Source organism: Streptomyces sp. NPDC005574 (assembly GCF_040605435.1).
GTDB lineage: Bacteria > Actinomycetota > Actinomycetes > Streptomycetales > Streptomycetaceae > Streptomyces.
In genome coordinates this window covers 1-21,038 of record NZ_JBEXCW010000048.1, presented here as the reverse complement: position 1 = coordinate 21,038, position 21,038 = coordinate 1, and the positions used below count along the sequence as shown (strand labels likewise).

The following is a 21,038-nucleotide window of genomic DNA, read 5'->3' as shown; positions in this document are numbered from 1 at the left end:
TCAGGTGAGCGGGAGGCGTGCGCACATGGGCATGAGCGTGACCATCTCGGCGGCGACCGAGCAGGATGTGGAGCAGATCTTCAGGTTGCAGTACCTCTGCTTCCAGAGTGAGGCGGCGCTGTACGGCAACTACCGCATCGAGCCGCTCCTCCAGACGCTGGACTCGGTCCGCGAGGAAGTGGTCACGGACTGCGTGTTCGTCGCGCGGCTGGGTGACGAGGTGGTCGGGTCCGTGCGCGGCGGCCTCACTGAGGACGGCGCCGCAGCCATCGGCAAGCTCTGCGTCCATCCGCGCCTCCAGGGGCACGGCATCGGCGCCCGGCTGCTGCGGGCCGCTGAGTCGGCCCTCGTCGAGCAGCGCGGCGCCACCCGCTTCCGCCTGCACACCGGCCATCGCAGCGAGGGCAACCTCCGGCTGTACCGCCGGGTCGGCTACCAGACGGTGGGCACGTCCCAGGGTGCGGACGGCGTCCCCATGATCGTCCTGGAGAAGCCCGCCGAGGCGTACGCGGCCACGGCCTGAGCCCCGCTCAGGAGGCGTCCGGCTGCTGCCGGGTGCGGGCCCCGCGAAGCCAGTACAGGGCCGACAGCGGCAGCAGCACCGGGATGAAGACGTACCCCATCCCGAAGTCCGACCACACGGTCGAGTCCGGGAAGGCGGACGGCTCGACCAGCGTCCACGTGCCCACGGCCAGCACCCCGAGCAGCTCGGCGGCGCAGCACACCAGGGCCGCCCTGCGCGCCTTCTCCCCGCCCCGCACCAGCGAGTACGTGATGAAGCCGTAGACCAGGCCCGCCACCGCGGACAGCGAGTACGCGAGCGGGGCGTGGCCGAAGTCGGTCGAGATCTGCACCGCCGACCTGGACACCGCGCCGACGACCATCACGCCGTACAGCCACACCAGCAGCATCCCGGGGCCGCTGATCAGCCGGGTCCTCGCGGGCTTCACGGGCTTCTCCTCCGTGGCGGTCATCTCAGTGTCCCCAGATGTCATAGAGCCGCACCTCCAGCACGGCGAGCACCACACCGCCCGCCGCGGCCGTCACCGAGCCCCAGCGGGTGCGCTCGGCCAGTGACATGAACGCCACCGCCGGGACGCACGCGACCGCCCCCAGCAGATACGCCACGAAGATCGTCGTGCCCTGGTCCGGCTTCTCGCCGCGCGCCAGCTGCACGATGCCGATCACCAGCTGGACCACGGCCAGCAGCGACACCAGGCCCATCCCCACGAAGTGCCAGTCCTTCGTCGGCTGGTCACGGGAGGCGGCCCAGCCGCACCAGGCGGCGAGCAGAAGTGCGGCGACGCCGGTCACGAGCGTCAGGACGGCAAGCATGCGGCGACCCTATTACGGGCCAAAAGGCCCCGCGCCGCCGACCCCGGGACGCACCGTAGGGTCGAGGACATGAAGATCCGCGCCGAAGCCCTCCTGTTCGACAACGACGGCACCCTCGCCTCCGTGGACCGCTGCTGGACGCGCTGGGCCCGGGAGTACGGCATCGCCGCCGAGGACTTCGCGCGCGTCGAGCTGCACGGCCGCACGGCCGCGGAGATAGCCGCCGACCTGCTGCCCGCCGAGGTCGTGCCGGCGGCCGTCGCGCGGATCGAACAGCTGGAGGTGGACGACGTGCCCGACGGGGGCGTGCGCCTGCTGCCCGGCACCCGCGACTTCGTCGACTCGCTGCCCGCCGACCGGTGGGCGGTCGTCACCTCCGCCACCCGCAGGCTCGCCGAGGCCCGCCTCGCAGCCGTCGGCATCCTGCCCAAGACGCTGGTCGCCGCCGACGACGTCACGCGCGGCAAGCCGGACCCCGAGCCCTACCTGCTGGCCGCCCGTGCCCTGGGCGTCGACCCCGCCCGCTGTGTCGTCTTCGAGGACGCTCCCGCGGGTCTGCGGGCCGGACGCGCGGCCGGGATGGCCACCGTGGCCTTGGCCACAACCCACCGGGCCGACGAACTGTCCGCGGACCTGGTCGTGCCGGACCTGTCGGCCCTGTCCGCGCTGGTCACCGGCGCGGAGGTGGAGATCTCCGTCCGCGGCTGACCGGTGTCCGCCGCTGTCCAGCATGCGGACAGCGGCGCTGGGTAAGGACCGTACGTCTGGTTTACTGATCGCATGACCACGACGAGCAGCCGCACCCTTGCGACCGAGGCGACCCTGACGCCCGGTGCTCGTTGTATGTGTCGAATGCGCGCCTTCTAGAGGGCCCCCGCACCACCCCGAGCTCGCGCCCCGAAGCGAGACGCCGTGGCATGTCCGTGCGCCGTACGCCGCATGTGACCGAGCCGCCCCACCGCCCGAGCGGCGTGGGACCCCCACCGCGCACCCGTTCTCCCCCTCTTTCCCGTAGCGCCACCGGACGAGAACCGTGCCGCGTTCCGACCGAATGCACGCACCGTGCTCCGGGCACACCCATGCCCGCGCACTCGACAGTGACGGAAACTCAGTGATCACCACCACGGGCCTGACGAAGGTCTACCGCTCCCGCGGCCGTGAGGTCACCGCCCTCGACGGCGTCGACCTGCACGTCCGCGAAGGCGAGGTGTACGGCGTCATCGGCCAGTCCGGCGCCGGCAAGTCCTCGCTCATCCGCTGCGTCAACCTGCTGGAACGGCCCACCGCGGGGACGGTGACCGTCGACGGGCTGGACCTCACCGCCCTCGCGGGCCGCGGCCCCCGCGCCGGCCGGGAACTGCGCCGGGCGCGCAGCCGTATCGGAATGGTCTTCCAGCACTTCAACCTGCTGTCCTCCCGCACCGTCCAGGACAACGTGGAACTGCCGCTGGAGATCCTCGGCAGGTCGGGCGCCGACCGGTCCCGCAAGGCGCTCGAACTCCTCGACCTGGTCGGCCTCGCCGACAAGGCGAAGGCCTACCCCGCCCAGCTCTCCGGCGGCCAGAAGCAGCGGGTGGGCATCGCCCGCGCCCTGGCCGGAGACCCCAAGGTGCTCCTGTCGGACGAGGCCACCAGCGCCCTCGACCCGGAGACCACCCGCTCGATCCTCCAGCTGCTGCGCGACCTGAACCGGCAACTGGGCCTGACCGTCCTGCTCATCACCCACGAGATGGGCGTGGTCAAGAGCGTCTGCGACTCCGCCGCGCTGATGGAGAACGGACGCGTCGTCGAGTCCGGCACGGTCAGCGAACTGCTCGCCACCCCGGGCTCACAGCTCGCCGGCGCGCTGTTCCCGGTCGCCGGCGAGGCCGGCGGCGAGGACCGGACCGTCGTCGACGTCACCTTCCAGGGCGAGGCCGCGACCCGGCCCGTCATCTCGCGGCTCTCCCGCACCTACAACATCGACATCTCGATCCTCGGCGCCGCCATCGACACCGTCGGCGGCCTCCAGGTCGGCCGGATGCGCATCGAACTGCCCGGCCGGTACGAGGACAACGTGGTGCCGATCGGCTTCCTGCGTGAGCAGGGCCTGCAGATCGACGTGGTGGGCCAGGAGCCCCTGCTGGTGAAGGAAGGTGCCGAGTGACCTGGTCCGAGATGCAGCCCCTGCTGAGCCAGGCGTGTTGGGACACCCTCTACATGGTCGGCTGGTCCACGCTGATCGCCGTCGTCGGCGGCCTCCCGCTCGGCGTCCTGCTCGTCCTCACCGACCGGGGCGGCCTGCTGCAGAACCTGGCCGCCAACAAGGTCATCGGGCAGATCGTGAACATCGCCCGCTCGATGCCGTTCATCATCCTGATGGTCGCGCTGATGAACTTCACGCGCTCGATCACCGGTACGACCATCGGCCGCGAGGCCGCCATCGTGCCGCTCGCCATCGGGGCCATCCCGTTCTTCGCGCGACTGGTCGAGACGGCTGTCCGCGAGGTGGACGGCGGACTCGTGGAGGCCGTGCAGGCGATGGGCGGCAACACCTGGACCACCGTCCGCAAGGTCCTCGTACCGGAGTCCCTGCCGTCGCTGATCTCCAGCACCACCACCACGATCGTCGCGCTCATCGGCTACTCGGCCATGGCCGGCACGGTCGGCGCCGGCGGTCTCGGCGACATCGCCATCCGCTACGGCTACCAGCGCTTCGAGACCGACCTCATGTGGATCACCGTCGCCATCCTCGCCGTGGTCATCTCCGTGATCCAGTTCGCCGGCGACCTCGCGGCCCGTTCCCTGCACCGGCGTGGCGGCCACTCCGGTGCCGCACCTCGGCTGCGCCTGCTGAGGGCGAAACAACCCGCGGCCGAGGACGTCGGCAAGGCCGTCTGAGCCGCCCGCCCCACCAGACTCCCCGCCCACCCCACGCGGGGCCGCTCCACCCATATGGAAAGGCACTTTTCGTGCGTAACACCGCCAAGATCACCACCGCCGCCCTCGCCGTCGGAGCCCTCACCTTCGGGCTCACCGCCTGCGGCTCGGACGACAGCTCCGCCTCCTCCGACACCAGCGGACCGCTGGTCGTCGCCGCGAGCCCCACCCCGCACGCCGAGATCCTCGACTACGTGAAGGACCACCTGGCGAAGAAGGCGGGACTCGACCTGGAGGTCAAGGAGTTCCAGGACTACATCGTCCCGAACACGGCGACCGAGGACGGCTCGGTGGACGCCAACTACTTCCAGAACCAGCCGTATCTGGACGACTTCAACAAGAAGCGCGGCACCCACATCGTGCCCGTCGTCACGGTGCACCTGGAGCCCCTCGGCCTCTACTCCCACAAGGTCAAGAGCGTCGACGCCCTGAAGACCGGCGCGACCGTCGCCCTGCCCAACGACACCGTGAACGAGGCGCGCGCCCTGAAGCTGCTGGCCGGAAAGGGACTCATCACCCTCAAGGACGGCGTCGGCACCGAGGCGACCCCGCAGGACATCGCCGCGAACCCGAAGAAGCTCACGTTCAAGGAGGTCGAGGCGGCCCAGACCGCGCGCTCCCTGGACGACGTGGACGCCGCGGTCGTCAACGGCAACTACGCGATCTCCTCCGGCCTGAAGCCCGCCACGGACGCCCTCGTCCTGGAGTCGGCCAAGAACAGCCCCTACGGCAACTTCCTCGCCGTCAAGGAGGGCAACCAGAAGGACCCGCGGGTCGTGAAGCTCGCCAGGCTCCTCACCTCGCCCGAGGTGAAGAAGTTCATCGAGACCAAGTACCAGGGCTCGGTCATCGCGTCCTTCTGACCGGCGACCGGCCGCCCGCGCCGCGTCCACGGCGTGTCGCCACGCTCGGGGTCCGCTCCCTCACCCGGAGTGGGCCCCCCGGTGCGGTTCGGTGCTTTCATGCTGCATGCTGGGCAGTTCAGCAGGCCCTGAAGGTTTCCGAAGGTTACGGAGCGGCGCATGACTAGCACCTTCCCCAACATCTCCATCAGCACGGAGCGGTTGGTGCTGCGGCCCCTCGACGAGGACGACGTGCCCGCCCTGACCGAGATGATGAACGACGAGCAGGTCGCGGCCTGGACCGACGTCCCGCAGCCCTTCACCGAGGACGCCGCCCGCGCCTGGATCACCGTGACCGCCCCGGGCGACCGCGCCGAGGGCCGCGGTCTCGCCCTCGCCGTCACCGAGTTCCTCACCCAGCGCCTGGTCGGTGTCGTCCAGCTCACCAGGACGGACTGGCACATCAGGTCCACCGAACTGTCGTACGTCATCGCCCCCTGGGCCCGCGGCGAGGGCTACGCCTCCGAGGCGGCCCTCGTCACCGCCCAGTGGCTGCTCGGCGACCAGAAACTCGAACGCGTCGAGTTGCGCACGGCCGCCGACAACACCGCCTCCCAGCAGGTCGCCCAGAAGATCGGCTGCATCAGCGAGGGCGTCCTGCGCAACGCCTGCATAGCGCACGTCCGCGCCGAGGACGGCACCTGGACCGACGTCCGCACCGACTTCATCGTGTGGAGCCTGCTCCCCGAGGATCTCGACGGCGCGGGGGAACAGCTCGCCGACAGCCGGGGATTCACATCCTTCTCGGACTGGAACTGACTGGAACTGACGGGAACTGACGGGAACTGACCCGCAGGGGGGTCGCCGCCCCGGCCGGCGCCACCAGATACCCTCACGGAGCCGAACCCCTCCCGGTCGGCCCCTGACGCCCGCGCACATCCCCTGGAGACTGACGAGATGGCCGATCGGGTCACGGTGATCGGCTGGGACGGCTCGCCGCTGACCGCCGCGGCACGCTCCGCGCTCGGCGCCGCCACCCTGGTGGCGGGCGCCCCCCACCACCTCGCACTCCCCGAGGTCTCACCGGCCGCCGAACGCGTCCGCCTCGGCAGCGTCTCCCTCGCCGCCCGCCGCATCGCCGGCCACCGCGGCACCGCCGTCGTGTTCGCCGACGGCGACCCTGCCTTCTTCGGTGTCGTACGGACCCTGCGCGCACCCGAGTTCGGCCTCGAGGTCGAAGTCGTCCCCGCCGTGTCCTCCGTGGCCGCCGCCTTCGCGCGGGCGGGGATGCCCTGGGACGACGCACAGGTGGTCGTCGCACACCGGCGCACCCTGCGACGCGCGGTGAACGTGTGCCGGGCCCACACCAAGGTCGCCGTGCTCACCTCACCGGGCGCCGGACCCGCCGAACTCGGCCTGCTCCTGGACGGCGTCCTGCGCACCTTCGTCATCTGCGAGGAACTCGGCACCGCACGCGAGCGGGTCACGGTCGTGACCTCCGACAAGGCCGCCGACCACATCTGGCGCGACCCGAACGTCGTGATCGTCGCCGGCGGCCAGGTCGGCCCGCCGGCCGGCCCGGGCGACGGCGGCTGGATCGCCGGCCGCGACCCGGGCACCGGTCCGCGCGGCTGGGCACTGCCCGCAGAGGAGTACGACGGCGAGCTCGGCGAAGGCGAGACGGAACTGCTCCGCGCGGCCCAACTCGCCCGCCTCGGGCCCCGCGTCGGGGACCTGGTGTGGGACATCGGCTGCGGCAGCGGCGCCTTCGCGGTGGAGGCCGCGCGCGCCGGTGCCGCCGTCATCGCCGTGGACCGGGACCGGGCGGCCTGCGCCCGCACCGACGCGGCGGCGCGCCGCTTCGGGGTCCAGCTGCAGATCATCCACGGCGACGCGCCGCACGTCCTGGAGAACCTCCCCGAGCCGGACGTCGTACGCGTCGGCGGCGGGGGAGCGGCCGTGGTGTCCGCGGTCGCCGACCGGCGCCCGCAGCGCGTCGTCACGCACGCCGCGACCCGGGACGCGGCGGAACTCGTCGGCCGGGACCTCACCGAGCACGGCTACCGCGTGGAATGCGCCCTTCTGCAGTCCGTCGAACTCGACACGCGGGCCTGGACGGAGACCGAGCGGAGTGTCGCCTTCCTGCTCAGCGGCCTGTCGCCGGAGCGGGCGCAATGACCCTGTTCGCGTCCCCGTGATCCTGTTGTCGTACTGCGCGCGGTAGGCTGGCCGATCGTTGTACCGCACTCGGACGCCCGGCGGTTCGTCGGTCAATGTCCGGAAAACCCGCCCCTTTTGGGATGGGTGTGGTACGGCAGAACCGGAGGACGCGCAACGTGGCGCAGTCCACAGCGGACCGTCACGGATCAAGCTGCCGTGACGGAGCAACGGCCGCGACAATGCCAGTGAATGGCTTTGTCGTCTTTGTCGTCAGGCCGTTCGTGCCGCTGGGCACGCACGCTCGTTCTTCACTGTGGGGCGGTCGGTGCGCCGTTCCGGGTGGGCTGGACGTAGGAGCACTAACCGATGGGCGAGGGGTACGCATGACCGACACCGGCCAGGTCCCGGGCGAGGGACTGCCGGAGAGCGCAGGCATGGTGGAAGAGCCGGGCGTTGCTGCGCACGGCGCGTACACCTACCTCTCCGAGACCACCGCCGAGGACGAAGACCTGTTGCTGCTGCCGGGCGCCCAGGGCGCGTGGGGCAACGAGGTCGCCCCGCCGGCGCCCGAGCCGGTCGTCGAGACGGTGCACGAGCCGGGCCCGCACGAGATGTCCGGCCGCGACAGCGGCTCGGTCGATCTCAGCGGCGTCCGCCTGCCCTCCCCGGCCCCCGCGCCGGCGCCGGTCACCCCGCGCCGTCCCCTCCACCTCGGACCGCCGATCCCCGACGCCTCCGCCAGCCCGGTCCGCTCCCTCGCCGACCGCGGTCCCGCGGGCGTCCCGGTACGGCAGTCGGGCCCGGCGACGACCGGCCCCGAGTACCTCGACGTACCGCTGCTGCGGGACATGCCCCCGCAGGGCGCCGCCTGGGGAGCCCAGGCGCAGACCGCTGTCCAGGCTCCGGTGAACGTCCAGGTGCCGGCTGCGGAAACGGTTGCTCCGGCGACGGCACAGACCGCCGACGCGGTGGGCGTGGCCCAGGCCGTCGTCGCCCGGATCGCCGCCGAGGCCGACGCGGTGGGTGACCCGGCCACCGCGGACCCGGCCGACGGCGCCGACCCGCAGGCCGCGTGGAGCGGACCGGTCGCACAGGGCGCCGAGGGTGCGTCCGGCGCGTACGACGGCCCGGTCACGGCCGGTCACCCCGCCGAGGGGCCCGCGCTGACCGTCCCCGAGGTGGCGCAGGTCCCGGCGGCCGGCGCCGGTCCCGTGCCGGTGGGCGACCCCGCCCCGGACACCGTGCTCACCCCCGACGCCGTCGGACGGGCGCCCGGCAGCGGTGCCGAGATCCCGGACGGTCCCGTCGGTGTCTCCGACCCCGAGGAGGGCGCGCTCGACACACCCGTGGACCCGGCGGCCGCCGCGTCCGGTGCCGCCGACGCACCGCAGGACGCCGGCGCACCGCAGGACACCGAGGCGGGGCAGGCCGAGGAGCACGTCCACGGACCCGCCGACGCGCAGTTCGCCGCCGTCGAGACGACACCCGAATCCGTGCCCGCCGCGCCCGTCGACCCCGCCCCGGGGACGGTGGAGGCGCCCGCTGACGCGTACCCCGAGGCCGCGCACCTCGCAGGGCCGGGGGCCGCGCATCTCGCGGAGCCGGCGGCCGACCACCTCGCGACCCCGGTCGGGGAGATTCCGGGCGCGCAGGTCCCGGACGCGGAGGTTCAGGGCGCCGACGTTCCGGGTGCGGAGGCAGTCGGCTCGGACGCCGACCTCGTGCCCGCGCCCGCCGCGGAGGTACCTGACGCCCACGCCCACGTCGTGCCCGCCCCCGCCGCGGAAGTGCCTGACGCGGACGCGCACGTCGTGCCCGCGCCCGCCGCGGAGGTGCCTGACGCGCACGCCCACGTCGTGCCCGCGCCCGCCGCGGAGGTGCCTGACGCGGACGCGCACGTCGTGCCCGCAGATGCCGAGGCCGGGGCGTTCCCGGAGCCGGTCCCCTCGTACCCGGAAACGGACGCGGACGCGGTCGCGGACCTGGGTGCGGACCAGCAGTTCACGGCACCGGAAGCGGCTCCAGCCCCGGAGCCGGCCCTGGCACCGGTCCCCGAGCCGGCTGCGGAGGCGGAGCCCGTCCCCGCCGGCTTCCACGCTCCCGCCCCCCACCCGCGGTTGATCCCCGAGGCCCATCCGGATCAGGGCCCGCAGCTCATCGCGGCCACCCACCTGACGCAGGCCCCGCTTCCCACCCCGGACGCCGGTCCGCACGAGGTGTCGCCCACTGCCGTGGCCGACCCCGCCGTCGACCACACCGCACCGGCCGCCCACGCCGAGGCCCCGGCCCCGCCGCTGACCTCGGAGACGTCCGACCCGCAGGCGTTCCCCGCGCTGGAGGCGTTCCCCGCCCCGGAGGCCGCCGCCGACTTCGCGCGGCCGGCCCCGCAGGCCGAGGTGTTCCCGCCGTCGGTCCCGCTCACCGACCCGCCGACCGGGGCCGGGGACGAGACGCCCGTCGGCGCGGCCCCGCAGGACCGTGCCGCCGGGGAGATTCCGGAGCCGGTCGCGCCGCACCCCGCCGAGTCCGCCGCAGCCACGGCTCCCGCCGGGTTCCCGGAACCCGCGGGCGGCGCCGCCGAGGAACTGCCCGCGGACGTGACGGCCAAGGCGGCCGTCGACCAGGGCCACGACCACGTCCACCTCCACATCGACGCCGTCGTGCCGCTGCCGGCCTCCGTGCCGCCGGAGCCCGGCCAGGACCGGCCGCTGGGCGAGTTCGTCCCCGTCGAGGGGTCGGTGCCGAGCACCCCGCACCTCGCGCCGACCCCGCCGCGGCCGCTCGTCCTGCCCTTGGCGGAGGAGCAACCCGCGACCGCGGTGCCCGCGCCCCGCGAGGCCGACCCCGTTCCCGCACCGGCGGCCGCGCCGGAGCCGGAGCACGACCCCGAACTCGTACAGCACGCGGACGACCTGGACACCCGGGCCGCCGACCAGGAAGAGAGCACGGCCGCCGTGGAAGACGTACGACAGTCCACAGGACCGGCCGCGCCCGCCTACGACGACGCCGAGCGCGAGGCCGTGCTCAAGGTCATGCGTGAGCGCCGGGACATCCGCAACGGCTTCCGCGACGACCCGATCCCGCACGAGGTGCTGCTCCGTGTCCTGGAGGCGGCCCACACCGCGCCCTCCGTCGGGCACTCGCAGCCCTGGGACTTCGTCGTCATCCGCTCCGCCGAGACCCGGCGCAGCATGCACGAACTGGCCGTACGCCAGCGCGACGCCTACGCGAAGTCCCTTCCCAAGGGCCGGGCGAAGCAGTTCAAGGAACTCAAGATCGAGGCCATCCTCGACACCCCCGTGAACATCGTCGTCACCGCCGACCCCACCCGGGGCGGCCGGCACACCCTGGGCCGTCACACGCAGCCGCAGATGGCGCCCTACTCCTCCGCGCTCGCGGTCGAGAACCTGTGGCTCGCGGCCCGCGCCGAGGGCCTCGGCGTCGGCTGGGTCAGCTTCTTCGACGAGCGCGAGATGGTCCGCGCCCTCGGCCTGCCCGAGCACCTCGAGGTGGTCGCCTACCTCTGCGTGGGCTACGTCGACGAGTTCCCGGACGAGCCCGAGCTGATGCAGGCCGGCTGGTCCAAGCGCCGGCCGCTGTCCTGGGTCGTCCACGAGGAGACGTACGGCCGGCGCGCCCTGCCCGGTGAGGACCCGCACGACCTCCTCGCCGAGACCGTCGCGCAGATCCGCCCGCTGGACGCCAAGGCGCTCGGCGAGGCGTGGGACCGGCAGAAGCGCATGACGAAGCCGGCCGGCGCGCTCGGCATGCTGGAGATCATCTCCGCGCAGCTGTCGGGCCTGTCCCGCCAGTGCCCGCCGCCGATCCCGGAGCCCGCGGCGGTCGCGATCTTCGCCGGTGACCACGGCGTGCACGCCCAGGGCGTCACCCCGTGGCCGCAGGAGGTCACCGCCCAGATGGTGGCCAACTTCCTCGGCGGGGGAGCGGTCTGCAACGCCTTCGCGACCCAGGTCGGCGCCGAGGTCTGCGTCATCGACGTGGGCGTGGCCGCAGAACTCCCGGCCACCCCGGGCCTGCTGCCGCGCAAGGTCCGCGCGGGCACGTCCGACATGACGACCGGACCGGCGATGACCCGCGAGGAGGCCAGACAGGCCATCGAGGTCGGCATCGAGACGGCCCGCGACCTGGTGGCCGCCGGCAACAAGGCGCTCCTCACGGGCGAGATGGGCATCGCGAACACGACCGCGTCCGCGGCCCTGATCTCGGTCTTCACCGACACCGACCCCGCCGACGTCACGGGTCGCGGTACCGGTATCAACGACGAGACCCTCGCCCGCAAGACGGAGGTCGTCCGCCGCGCGATCGAGCTGCACCAGCCGGACCCGGCCGACCCCATCGGGGTCCTCGCCGCGATCGGCGGCTTCGAGCACGCGGCGATCGTCGGCCTGCTGCTCGGCGGTGCGTCCCTGCGGACGCCGGTGATCCTGGACGGCGTCAGCGCCGGTGCCGCCGCGCTGGTCGCCCGCGCGATCGCCCCCGAGGTCCTCGCGGCCTGCATCGCGGGCCACCGCAGCGCCGAACCCGGTCATGTCGCCGCCCTCAACAAGCTGGGCCTGCGCCCCCTGGTCGACCTCGACCTGCGCCTCGGCGAGGGCACGGGCGCCCTGCTGGCGCTGCCGCTGGTGCAGAGCACGGCGCGAGCCATGCACGAGGTCGCGACGTTCGACTCGGCGGGCGTCACCGAGAAGTAGACCGGACCGGGGGTGGGCAGGCAGCACCCGCCCACCCCCGCCGTCCGTACCAGCCGGGCCGCTCCCCGCGCACCCCCGCCCGCCGGGTCCCGCCGTGGGCGCCCGCCCCCCGCCCCCGCCGTACGCTGAACCCGCAGCCTAAGATCCCCACGTCAGGGCCGCTCCAGAGTCGCAGCGCCCCGCCCCTGCCGCTCGCCCCTGTCTGTCCGAGGAGCCGCACCTCATGGCCGAAAACCCCGCCTACCCCGTAGGTCTCCGCCTCACCGGCCGACGTGTCGTCGTCCTCGGCGGCGGCCAGGTCGCCCAGCGCCGGCTGCCGGCCCTGATAGCGGCCGGCGCGGACCTCCTGCTGGTGTCCCCGGAGGCGACCCCGTCGGTCGAGGCCATGGCGGACGCGGGCGAGATCACCTGGGAGCGGCGCCCGTACGCCGACGGCGACCTCGCGGGCGCCTGGTACGCCCTGATCGCCACCAGCGACCCCGCCGCCAACAGCGCGGCCTCCGCGGAGGCGGAGCGGCACCGCGTGTGGTGCGTCCGCTCCGACGACGCCGACGCGGCCACCGCCTGGACCCCGGCCACCGGACACAGCGAGGGCGTCACGGTCGCCGTCCTCACCACCAGTGCCGGGGGTCGCGACCCCCGGCACACCGCCGCCATCCGGGACGCCGTGGTCGAGGGCCTGCGCGACGGCACCCTCGTCGCCCCCCACTACCGCACCCGCACTCCGGGCGTCGCCCTGGTCGGCGGCGGCCCCGGCGACCCGGACCTGATCACCGTGCGCGGCCGCCGGCTGCTCGCCGAGGCGGACGTCGTCATCGCGGACCGCCTCGGCCCCCGCGACCTGCTGGCCGAACTGCCCCCGCACGTCGAGGTGATCGACGCGGCGAAGATCCCCTACGGCCGCTACATGGCCCAGGAGGCCATCAACAACGCGCTGATCGAGCACGCCAAGCAGGGCAAGTCGGTGGTCCGCCTCAAGGGCGGCGACCCGTTCGTCTTCGGCCGTGGCATGGAGGAGGCGCAGGCGCTCGCCGAGGCCGGCATCCCGTGCACCGTGGTGCCCGGGATCTCCAGTTCGATCTCGGTGCCGGGCGTCGCGGGCATCCCGGTCACCCATCGCGGGGTCGCACACGAGTTCACCGTGGTCAGCGGCCATGTCGCCCCTGACGACGAGCGCTCCCTGGCCGACTGGCCGTCCCTGGCGAAGCTCACCGGCACCCTGGTGATCCTCATGGGCGTCGACAAGATCGGCCGGATCGCGGAGACCCTGGTCGCGCACGGCAAGTCCCCCGAGACCCCGGTCGCCCTGATCCAGGAGGGCACGACGGCCGCCCAGCGCCGGGTCGACGCCACCCTCGCCACGGTCGCCGAGACCGTACGGTCGCAGGAGGTCAGGTCGCCGGCGGTGATCGTCGTGGGCGAGGTCGTGAACGTGGGTGTGCCCGGTCTGGTGCGGCCGGCCGAGTAACCCCGGGTAACACAACCCGTTCCCAGCCGTTGGCACCGCTCCGAGGACAAGGCAGTATCACCCTGTGGCCGATCTCATCACCGTTGAGGATCCCGACGACCCGCGCCTGCGCGACTACACGGGCCTGACCGACGTCGAGTTGCGCCGCAGACGCGAGCCGGCCGAGGGCCTGTTCATCGCCGAGGGCGAGAAGGTCATCCGCCGGGCCAAGGACGCCGGGTACGAGATGCGGTCGATGCTGCTGTCCGCCAAGTGGGTGGACGTCATGCGGGACGTCATCGACGAACTCCCCGCGCCGGTGTACGCGGTCGGCCCGGAACTCGCCGAGCGGGTCACCGGCTACCACGTGCACCGGGGCGCCCTCGCCTCCATGCAGCGCAAGCCGCTCCCGACGGCCGCCGACCTCCTCCAGACCGCCCGCCGCGTCGTGATCATGGAGTCGGTCAACGACCACACCAACATCGGCGCGATCTTCCGCTCGGCCGCCGCGCTGGGCATGGACGCGGTCCTGCTCTCACCGGACTGCGCGGACCCGCTGTACCGCCGTAGCGTCAAGGTCTCGATGGGGGCCGTCTTCGCCGTGCCGTACGCGCGACTGGACACCTGGCCCAAGGGCCTGGAGTCGGTCCGCGAGGCCGGCTTCACGCTGCTCGCCCTCACCCCCGACGAGAAGGCCCGGTCCCTCGACGAGGCCGCCCCGCACACGATGGACCGAGTGGGCCTGATGCTCGGCGCCGAGGGCGACGGCCTGTCCACCCAGGCCCTGGTGGCCGCCGACGAATGGGTCCGCATCCCCATGTCGCACGGCGTCGACTCCCTCAACGTGGGCGCGGCGGCAGCGGTCGCCTTCTACGCGGTGGCCTCGGGCCGCCCCCTCTGACACCCGACGGTGGGCCTGGGCAGGTCCTGGAGCTGACGCCCGGTCCGGGTTCCGCACGCTTGGACCCGGGTCGGCCGCACCACCCCTTCCGGTCGTGCTCAGCGGTCGGCGGGTAGCCGACCGGGCGAGCCAGGCCCGCATCGGTGGTCGCCTCGCACGCGGTGGGCTTGAGCTGACGCCCGGTTCGAGTCCCGCACTCGCCGACCGACCCAGCCCTGCTTAGTGCCGGCGCCCGTCAGGCTGCCGCCCCGCCACACCCCCCGGGCTCAACTGTCGGTGCGGTGCCGCCCGCTGGATGAGACGAGCCCGGACCGGTCGTTGCCTCGCACGCGGTGGTTCAGCCGGTCCGGGAGCCGGAGTCCATCCCGGTGCCGCAGCGCGCGGACCGGCCGCACCACCCTCCGGGCTCAGGCGTCGGCGGGGTGCCGCCGGACGAGCCGCCCCCGGATCCGTGGTCGTGCACGCGGTCGCCTCATGCCGGCCCACGGGTGAGGCCCTCCAGAATGCCGCGCCCGAGGACCCGCCGTACCCACCCTGGGACTGGGCTCAGTCTTCCGTCGGGTCGCCGTGGGACGAGCCGAGCCCCGGCAGTCGTACGTCCGTCCCCGTCCGTCCCTGCTCCTGCTGCACGACGTCGCCCGTGCCGCCCAGCCCGCGTGAGGGACCCTGGCAGCCCTGTGCCGCCGCGATGCCGAGTGCCACGAGCAGCGTGACCACGACGAAGACGAACAGCCGCTGGCGCAGCAGCCGCGGGTTGGCGGGCCGCCGTCCCGTGCCGGTGTTGCGGGACGCCGGACGGCCGGTACCGCTGCGCGGCGCGGGCCTGCTGCCTGAGCGGGTCGTGTTGCGCCCGGCGGACGAGGGCCGTGACCCGGACCGGGGCGACGCGCCACCACCGCGTGAGGCGCTGCCGCCCCGCGAGGGAGCGGGACCGCGGGACGCGGGCGCGGCTCCGCGCGCCGGAGGCGGAGTGCCCGGCCCGCCCTGCTGCCCCTGTGGACGCCGCTGGGGCGCCCGGTCCGGATAGGTGTCGGCGAGCCGCCCGACGGCCCGGTCCGCGTCCCCGGCGCGGGGCGCGGGCGGGCGGCCGTCGGCCAGACCCTGTGCCTCGCGGGCCGCGATCTCCTTGAGACGCAGCGACAGCTGCAGCGTGCTCGGCCGCTCCTCGGGGTCCTTCGCCAGACAGGCCCGCACGAGCGGCGCCAACGCGTCCGGCACACCGTGCAGCTGCGCCTCCTCGTGTACCACGCGATACAGCATCACCTCGGAACTGCCGTGTCCGAAGGGCGAGTCCGCCATCGAGGAGTACGCCAGGGTCGCCCCGAGCGAGAACACGTCGGTGGCCGGGGTGACGGCGGCACCGCGCACCTGCTCCGGCGCCAGGAAGCCCGGCGAGCCGACCGCCGTACCGACGTGCGTGAGCGTCGAGGCGCCCGTGGCCCAGGCGATCCCGAAGTCGATGATCCGCGGGCCCTTGGGGGAGAGCAGGATGTTCGAGGGCTTCAGGTCCCGGTGCACGACCCCGGCCTCGTGGACCGCGACCAGCCCCTCCGACAGCGCGGCCCCGATCGCGGCGACCTCGGCCGCGCCCAGCGGGCCCTCGTCGGCCACCTTGTCGTGCAGGGACGGCCCGGGCACGTACTGCGTGGCGAACCAGGGCCGCTCGGCGTCGAGGTCCGCCGCGACCAGCCGCGCCGTGCAGCCGCCGCGGATCCGCCGCGCCGCCGAGACCTCACGCGCGAAGCGGGACCGGAACTCCTGGTCCTCCGCCAGATCCGGCCGGATGACCTTCAGCGCGACCCGCTGCCCCTTGCGGTCCGAGCCGAGGTACACGACTCCCATGCCGCCCGCGCCGAGCCGTCTGTGAAGCCTGAACGAGCCGACGACGCGCGGGTCCTCGCGCCTCAGGCGCATCATCGCCATGTCCATCCCCGCTGCCCGGTCCGTGTGACGTGCCACAGCTTACGTTTCCCCGGCCGCCCGCGCGCAGAGGCCGCGCCCTCTCGACCCGATCGATTGTCAGTGCCGGGTGGGAGAATTGAAGAGTGGTCAGGGAGCTTGAGAACAGGCCTGCTTTGGCCGGTCGGTTCCCTCAACCACCCGTCGTAGAAGGGGGATTGTGCCCGTGAAGGGTGACCGCGTGGAAATAGTCGTGGACGCTGGGGACACGACACGCACATACGAGGTGGTGGCGAGCAGGGCGGGCCGCCGGGTGGAGACAGCGGTACGCCGAGGTGTCGTGGAAGTGAGCGAAGTCACCCGCAACGGCTCCGTGGTCCGCACGGCCCGCTTCATGGCCAACCGGGTCCTCGCGCTGGTCGAGCAGCCCATCCCGCGGGAGGACAGCTCGGAAACATAGGGGCACACCGGGCAGCCCCTCCGGGAAGACCCCGAGACCCCGGCCCCCGTCTCCACCCAGGGGAGTACTCCGCAGGTCACGGCTCATCCTCCGGGAGGCCCGGCAATCGGTACGAGGGCATGACGTGCGCCGGGCGCCGGACGCCTAGATTTGAGGTCAAGCGGCGGGTGCAGCACTCGTCCCCCGAGGTCAGACACCCGCCGCTGCCAACCACACCGGAGAACGGTCAGGAGAGGGACCATGGCTTTCACGGCACCGCGGACACTGGTCCGCACCCAGGAGCGCAAGGCGTACAGCACCGTGTTCCGCACCCGCCGTGAAGGCCGCCGCCACCCCTTGGTGGCGACACTCATGGCTCTTCCCCTGGCCGCACTGCTCCTGCTCGTCTTCGACGGCTGGGAGACAGTGGCCACACAGGCGTCGTCCGTGGGCGTGATGCTGGGGCGCTGAGCGGCGCTCCCAGGCCCGGAAGAGCGGTCCGGGCGGGGACATCCACCCATGAAACCCCGTGGGGACGGGGGTGCGGCGGACGGCAAAGAGATGCCGGCGCAGCTGGGGAGCTGCGCCGGCATCGCCATGCCCGGAACCCGAAGCCGCCCCGCCTGCGTAGGCTCGGGCCGATACGTACGTCCCCTGGGAGCCCCGTGACCGCCGACCCGCTGCTGCCCGCGCTGGCCTCGAGAGCCCGGGCCGAGGCCCACGCGCGGACGGCGGACTGCTCCTGCGAGGAGACCGGTACCCTCGCCGACCGCCCCGACGGCACGGTCGTCCGCCACGCCGGCACCGTGGCGAAGGCCCACGCCCCGGCCACCCCCGTCGCCGCGCTCACCGTGCGCCTCACCGCCGCGACCCGCCTGCCCGGCATCCTCCTGCCCCCGCTCGGCCCGACACCGGTCGAGCTGCACGGCAGGCCCGTGACGTTCTGGCCGTACGGCGTCCCCGTCGACCCCGAGGACCCGGACGCCGCCCCCTGGGAGGAGGCCGCGACCCTCCTCGCCCGGCTGCACCGCGCCCCCGTCCCGGTCGCCTCTCTGCCCGCCATGCGCGGCCCCGCCAAGGCGGCCCTCGCCGTCGCCCGTCTCCGCGCGGCGGCGGCGGACCATCCGGCGACCTCGCCCGTGCTGCGCGCCTGGGCCACCCTCCCGGCCTGGGCCCGCGCCGAGGCGCCCCCTCCGGACACCACGACCCTGTGCCACGGCGATCTCCACCTCGGCCAGCTCGTCCGCCACCCGGCCCCCGACGGCCCGTGGCTGCTCATCGACGTCGACGACCTCGGCACCGGGACGGCCGCCTGGGACCTGGCGCGCCCCGCGGCCTGGTACGCCTGCGGCCTGCTGCCGCCCGACGCGTGGGCGCGCTTCCTGGCCGCCTACCGGGCGGCCGGCGGTCCCGCCGTCCCGGCGGACGGCGACCCCTGGCCCGCGCTGGACGTACCGGCCCGCGCTCTGAGCGTGCAGACCGCGGCCCGGGCCGTCGCCAAGGCGGCCGGCGCGGGCCGTCCGCTGGACGAGGTGGAGGGGGCCGTCGTCGACGCGTGTGACCGAATGGGTTCGTTCCCGCCGGAGTTGGTGCCCGGCCCCGCGAAGTAAGGTGCAACCGATCGCAGCCGGACAGTGTCTGTCCTGGCGAAACACGAAGCAGGACCGACCGGCGAGGAGTTGAGCCGAGCATGCAGTGTCCCAAGTGCCATGCGCCGATGCACACGTACAACCGCAACGGTGTCCAGATCGAGCAGTGCAGCGGCTGCCGCGGCATCTTTCTCGACTTCGGCGAGCTGGAAGCGCTGACCCGCCTGGAGTCCCAGTGGTCCCAGCCGGCCGCACCGCCGCCAGGCGTCCCGCAGGGCTACCCGGCCCCCCAGGCCCCCGCCTGGGGCGCCCAGCAGCACGGCGGTGGCCACTACGGCGGTCACGGCCACGGCGGCCACCACCGGAGCAAGAGCTTCGGCCACATGCTGTTCTCCAGCTGACGGCGGCCGGTACACGACGAATCCCCCGGCCGTCGAGACGGCCGGGGGATTCGGCTGGTGCGCGATACTGGGATTGAACCAGTGACCTCTTCCGTGTCAGGGAAGCGCTCTCCCGCTGAGCTAATCGCGCGAGGGGACCACGGGTGGTGCGAACTGCGTGCGCGATACTGGGATTGAACCAGTGACCTCTTCCGTGTCAGGGAAGCGCTCTCCCGCTGAGCTAATCGCGCGGGGTCGAAGCCTTGCGGCTCCTGAAGCCCGAGGGCTCCGGTGGACGATACTGGGATTGAACCAGTGACCTCTTCCGTGTCAGGGAAGCGCTCTCCCGCTGAGCTAATCGTCCTTGGAGGTGGAGACGGGATTTGAACCCGTGTAGACGGCTTTGCAGGCCGTTGCCTCGCCTCTCGGCCACTCCACCAGGAGTGCGGGGGATCGTGAAGAACCCCCACTTCCTGCGAGCGGACGACCAGGTTCGAACTGGCGACCTCAACCTTGGCAAGGTTGCGCTCTACCAACTGAGCTACGTCCGCGTGCCGTTTCCGCTCCGCTTGCGCGGCGCGGCGACGTGTTGAACTCTAGCGGATTCCCGGGCCAGCACAAAAACGCGTTTGCGCAGCGTGCTGCCCTGCACCTGGCGGCGGACCGGGCCGGGACCCGGGGAACGACAAGGTCGGGCCGGGTGTCCGGCGCCCGCCATAGACTCGAGGCGTGCTTCGCCTGCCTCCTCTCGCCCGATTCGGTGACCGTGTCGCCACCGGTCTCCTCGACGTCACCAGCGATCCGGCGGCTCTCGACTCCGCCGGTTTCTGGGCCGTCAGCGCGGACTTCGAGGGTGGCCTGACCTGCGCCCGCTTCCGGGACGTGCGCCATGAGCCGGTGCCGTCCCCCGTGCCGGGCGGCTGGCGCGGGCCCGCCGCCGGTGCCTGGACGTCGTCCCTCGACCGCGAGGCGTACACGGCCGGCGTGCGGCGGATCCGTGAGTACATCGCGGCCGGCGAGGTCTACCAGGCGAACCTCTGCCGGGTGCTGTCGGCGCCGGTGGCACCCGACGCCGACGTGGACGCGCTGACGGCCCTGCTCGCGCGCGGCAACCCGGCACCGTACGCAGGAACGATCCGTCTGCCCGGGCACGGCGTCGAGCTGGCCACCGCCTCCCCCGAACTGTTCCTGCGCCGGGCCGGCCGGACCGTCGAGTCCGGCCCGATCAAGGGCACCGGCCGGACCGAGGCCGACCTGCTGGAGAAGGACTTCGCCGAGAACGTGATGATCGTGGACCTGGTCCGCAACGACCTCGGGCGGGTCTGCGCGGCCGGCAGCGTCACCGTGCCCGACCTGTGCGTGCTGGAGAAGCACCCGGGTCTGGTGCACCTGGTGTCGACGGTCCGGGGCGAGCTGGGCGAGGACGCCGGCTGGGCCGGACTGCTCGGCGCCGCCTTCCCGCCCGGGTCGGTCACCGGCGCCCCGAAGTCACGAGCCCTGCGGATCATCGGGGAGCTGGAGACGGCCGACCGGGGACCGTACTGCGGCGGCATCGGCTGGGTCGACGCCGACCGGGGGACGGGCGAGCTGGCGGTCGGCATCCGCACCTTCTGGGTCGACCGCGCGGACGGCGCGCTGCGGTTCGGCACCGGCGCCGGCATCACCTGGGGCTCCGACCCCGAGGGGGAGTGGCGGGAGACCGAGCTGAAGGCGTCGCGGCTGCTCGCGATAGCGTCGGGCACGTACGAGGTGAGTATGGAGGAACTGACGTGAAGCTTTGGCTCGACGGCGGGCTGCAGGACATGGAGTCCGCCCGCGTCTCCGTGTTCGACCACGGGCTGACCGTGGGCGACGGCATCTTCGAGACCGTGAAGGCGGTGGCCGGAAAGCCGTTCGCGCTCACCCGCCACCTCGACCGGCTGACCCGCTCCGCCCGCGGCCTCGGCCTGCCCGACCCCGACCTCGACGAGGTCCGCCGCGCCTGCGGTGCCGTCCTGGAGGCCAACCCGATGCCGCTGGGCCGGCTGCGCATCACCTACACCGGCGGTCACGGCCCGCTCGGCTCCGACCGCGGCGAACACGGCACCACGCTGGTCGTCGCGCTGGGCGAGACGGACCGCCGCGCCGACTCCACGGCCGTGATCACCGTGCCCTGGACCCGCAACGAGCGCGGCGCGCTCACCGGCCTGAAGACGACCTCGTACGCCGAGAACGTCGTCGCGCTCGCCCGCGCCCGCGAACAGGGCGCCTCCGAGGCGCTGTTCGCCAACACGGCCGGCCGGCTCTGCGAGGGCACCGGATCGAACGTGTTCGTCGTCCTCGACGGCGAGATCCACACCCCGCCGCTCGCCTCCGGCTGCCTCGCCGGTATCACCCGGGCGCTGGCCGCCGAGTGGACCGGCGCCAAGGAGACCG

General features: G+C 73.4%; 19 protein-coding genes and 5 tRNA genes. 16 read left to right on the top strand and 8 right to left on the bottom strand.

Annotated features, from left to right (window positions below; genetic code table 11):
* Nucleotides 1-25 precede the first annotated feature (25 nt).
* Nucleotides 26-523 carry a GNAT family N-acetyltransferase gene (locus ABZT03_RS26675; protein ID WP_356043624.1) on the top strand — a complete coding sequence of 166 codons (498 nt, stop codon included), beginning with the start codon at nt 26-28 and terminating at the stop codon, nt 521-523.
* A gap of 7 nt (nt 524-530) precedes the next feature.
* On the opposite strand, the gene ABZT03_RS26670 is transcribed toward ABZT03_RS26675, so the two are convergent.
* Nucleotides 531-974 carry a hypothetical protein gene (locus tag ABZT03_RS26670; RefSeq protein WP_356043538.1) on the bottom strand — a complete coding sequence of 148 codons (444 nt, stop codon included), beginning with the start codon at nt 972-974 and terminating at the stop codon, nt 531-533.
* Between the two features lies 1 nt (nt 975).
* Nucleotides 976-1,335, bottom strand: a complete 360-nt coding sequence (locus ABZT03_RS26665; protein WP_356043537.1) for a hypothetical protein — start codon at nt 1,333-1,335, stop codon at nt 976-978.
* A 69-nt stretch (nt 1,336-1,404) separates the two neighbouring features.
* On the opposite strand from ABZT03_RS26665, the gene ABZT03_RS26660 reads away from it, so the two are divergent.
* The 9 genes from ABZT03_RS26660 (at nt 1,405) to ABZT03_RS26620 (ending at nt 14,316) form a co-directional block, all read left to right on the top strand.
* The gene (locus ABZT03_RS26660) at nt 1,405-2,043 is read left to right on the top strand and encodes an HAD family hydrolase (protein WP_356043534.1); all 639 of its coding nucleotides are present in this window, start codon (nt 1,405-1,407) and stop codon (nt 2,041-2,043) included.
* Nucleotides 2,044-2,446: 403 nt separating this feature from the next.
* Complete coding sequence (locus tag ABZT03_RS26655) at nt 2,447-3,481, top strand: ATP-binding cassette domain-containing protein (protein WP_356043531.1); 1,035 nt, start codon at nt 2,447-2,449, stop codon at nt 3,479-3,481.
* Nucleotides 3,478-4,215 (top strand): methionine ABC transporter permease, encoded by a 738-nt coding sequence (locus ABZT03_RS26650; protein ID WP_356043528.1) that lies wholly within the window; start codon nt 3,478-3,480, stop codon nt 4,213-4,215. The genes ABZT03_RS26655 and ABZT03_RS26650 overlap by 4 nt, the downstream gene beginning before the upstream one ends.
* Before the next feature lie 71 nt (nt 4,216-4,286).
* Nucleotides 4,287-5,117, top strand: coding sequence for a MetQ/NlpA family ABC transporter substrate-binding protein (locus tag ABZT03_RS26645; protein ID WP_356043525.1), 831 nt, complete (start codon nt 4,287-4,289; stop codon nt 5,115-5,117).
* 159 nt (nt 5,118-5,276) lie between these two features.
* A complete protein-coding gene (locus ABZT03_RS26640; protein ID WP_356043522.1) occupies nt 5,277-5,915 on the top strand; it encodes a GNAT family N-acetyltransferase in 639 nt (212 codons plus the stop codon).
* Between the two features lie 138 nt (nt 5,916-6,053).
* Nucleotides 6,054-7,274 carry a precorrin-6y C5,15-methyltransferase (decarboxylating) subunit CbiE gene (cbiE, locus tag ABZT03_RS26635; protein ID WP_356043519.1) on the top strand — a complete coding sequence of 407 codons (1,221 nt, stop codon included), beginning with the start codon at nt 6,054-6,056 and terminating at the stop codon, nt 7,272-7,274.
* 365 nt (nt 7,275-7,639) lie between these two features.
* Nucleotides 7,640-11,968, top strand: a complete 4,329-nt coding sequence (cobT, locus tag ABZT03_RS26630; RefSeq protein WP_356043516.1) for a nicotinate-nucleotide--dimethylbenzimidazole phosphoribosyltransferase — start codon at nt 7,640-7,642, stop codon at nt 11,966-11,968.
* A gap of 223 nt (nt 11,969-12,191) precedes the next feature.
* Nucleotides 12,192-13,436, top strand: coding sequence for a uroporphyrinogen-III C-methyltransferase (gene cobA, locus ABZT03_RS26625; protein WP_356043513.1), 1,245 nt, complete (start codon nt 12,192-12,194; stop codon nt 13,434-13,436).
* A gap of 64 nt (nt 13,437-13,500) precedes the next feature.
* Nucleotides 13,501-14,316: an RNA methyltransferase gene (locus ABZT03_RS26620; RefSeq protein ID WP_356043510.1), complete on the top strand. Its 816-nt coding sequence runs from the start codon at nt 13,501-13,503 to the stop codon at nt 14,314-14,316.
* 546 nt (nt 14,317-14,862) lie between these two features.
* On the opposite strand, the gene ABZT03_RS26615 is transcribed toward ABZT03_RS26620, so the two are convergent.
* Nucleotides 14,863-16,245, bottom strand: a complete 1,383-nt coding sequence (locus tag ABZT03_RS26615; protein ID WP_356043622.1) for a serine/threonine-protein kinase — start codon at nt 16,243-16,245, stop codon at nt 14,863-14,865.
* Nucleotides 16,246-16,441: 196 nt separating this feature from the next.
* Here ABZT03_RS26615 and ABZT03_RS26610 point away from each other — a divergent pair, with 196 nt between their 5' ends.
* The 4 genes from ABZT03_RS26610 (at nt 16,442) to ABZT03_RS26595 (ending at nt 18,644) form a co-directional block, all read left to right on the top strand.
* Nucleotides 16,442-16,675 carry a hypothetical protein gene (locus ABZT03_RS26610; protein ID WP_356043507.1) on the top strand — a complete coding sequence of 78 codons (234 nt, stop codon included), beginning with the start codon at nt 16,442-16,444 and terminating at the stop codon, nt 16,673-16,675.
* A 240-nt stretch (nt 16,676-16,915) separates the two neighbouring features.
* Complete coding sequence (locus ABZT03_RS26605; RefSeq protein WP_356043504.1) at nt 16,916-17,125, top strand: hypothetical protein; 210 nt, start codon at nt 16,916-16,918, stop codon at nt 17,123-17,125.
* Between the two features lie 194 nt (nt 17,126-17,319).
* Nucleotides 17,320-18,264: an aminoglycoside phosphotransferase family protein gene (locus tag ABZT03_RS26600; RefSeq protein WP_356043501.1), complete on the top strand. Its 945-nt coding sequence runs from the start codon at nt 17,320-17,322 to the stop codon at nt 18,262-18,264.
* A gap of 80 nt (nt 18,265-18,344) precedes the next feature.
* The gene (locus ABZT03_RS26595; RefSeq protein ID WP_356043498.1) at nt 18,345-18,644 is read left to right on the top strand and encodes a zf-TFIIB domain-containing protein; all 300 of its coding nucleotides are present in this window, start codon (nt 18,345-18,347) and stop codon (nt 18,642-18,644) included.
* A gap of 55 nt (nt 18,645-18,699) precedes the next feature.
* Here ABZT03_RS26595 and ABZT03_RS26590 read toward each other — a convergent pair.
* From ABZT03_RS26590 to ABZT03_RS26570, 5 genes are all read right to left on the bottom strand, one after another.
* Nucleotides 18,700-18,774, bottom strand: a tRNA-Val gene (locus ABZT03_RS26590).
* Between the two features lie 28 nt (nt 18,775-18,802).
* Nucleotides 18,803-18,874: transfer RNA gene (locus ABZT03_RS26585), tRNA-Val, on the bottom strand.
* A 41-nt stretch (nt 18,875-18,915) separates the two neighbouring features.
* Nucleotides 18,916-18,987, bottom strand: a tRNA-Val gene (locus ABZT03_RS26580).
* Nucleotide 18,988: 1 nt separating this feature from the next.
* Nucleotides 18,989-19,062: transfer RNA gene (locus ABZT03_RS26575), tRNA-Cys, on the bottom strand.
* A gap of 39 nt (nt 19,063-19,101) precedes the next feature.
* Nucleotides 19,102-19,174: transfer RNA gene (locus ABZT03_RS26570), tRNA-Gly, on the bottom strand.
* A gap of 178 nt (nt 19,175-19,352) precedes the next feature.
* Here ABZT03_RS26570 and ABZT03_RS26565 point away from each other — a divergent pair.
* Nucleotides 19,353-20,396, top strand: coding sequence for a chorismate-binding protein (locus ABZT03_RS26565; RefSeq protein WP_356043495.1), 1,044 nt, complete (start codon nt 19,353-19,355; stop codon nt 20,394-20,396).
* The coding region (locus ABZT03_RS26560) for an aminodeoxychorismate lyase (RefSeq protein WP_356043493.1) at nt 20,393-21,038 on the top strand (646 nt) is incomplete at its 3' end. The genes ABZT03_RS26565 and ABZT03_RS26560, both read left to right, overlap by 4 nt.

Coding starts and splice junctions, on each gene's coding strand:
- ABZT03_RS26675 (WP_356043624.1), top strand. CDS start 26: ATGGGCATGAGCGTGACCATCTCGGCGGCGACCGAGCAGGATGTGGAG.
- ABZT03_RS26670 (WP_356043538.1), bottom strand. CDS start 974: ATGACCGCCACGGAGGAGAAGCCCGTGAAGCCCGCGAGGACCCGGCTG.
- ABZT03_RS26665 (WP_356043537.1), bottom strand. CDS start 1,335: ATGCTTGCCGTCCTGACGCTCGTGACCGGCGTCGCCGCACTTCTGCTC.
- ABZT03_RS26660 (WP_356043534.1), top strand. CDS start 1,405: ATGAAGATCCGCGCCGAAGCCCTCCTGTTCGACAACGACGGCACCCTC.
- ABZT03_RS26640 (WP_356043522.1), top strand. CDS start 5,277: ATGACTAGCACCTTCCCCAACATCTCCATCAGCACGGAGCGGTTGGTG.
- cbiE (WP_356043519.1), top strand. CDS start 6,054: ATGGCCGATCGGGTCACGGTGATCGGCTGGGACGGCTCGCCGCTGACC.
- cobT (WP_356043516.1), top strand. CDS start 7,640: ATGACCGACACCGGCCAGGTCCCGGGCGAGGGACTGCCGGAGAGCGCA.
- cobA (WP_356043513.1), top strand. CDS start 12,192: ATGGCCGAAAACCCCGCCTACCCCGTAGGTCTCCGCCTCACCGGCCGA.
- ABZT03_RS26615 (WP_356043622.1), bottom strand. CDS start 16,245: ATGGACATGGCGATGATGCGCCTGAGGCGCGAGGACCCGCGCGTCGTC.
- ABZT03_RS26605 (WP_356043504.1), top strand. CDS start 16,916: ATGGCTTTCACGGCACCGCGGACACTGGTCCGCACCCAGGAGCGCAAG.
- ABZT03_RS26595 (WP_356043498.1), top strand. CDS start 18,345: ATGCAGTGTCCCAAGTGCCATGCGCCGATGCACACGTACAACCGCAAC.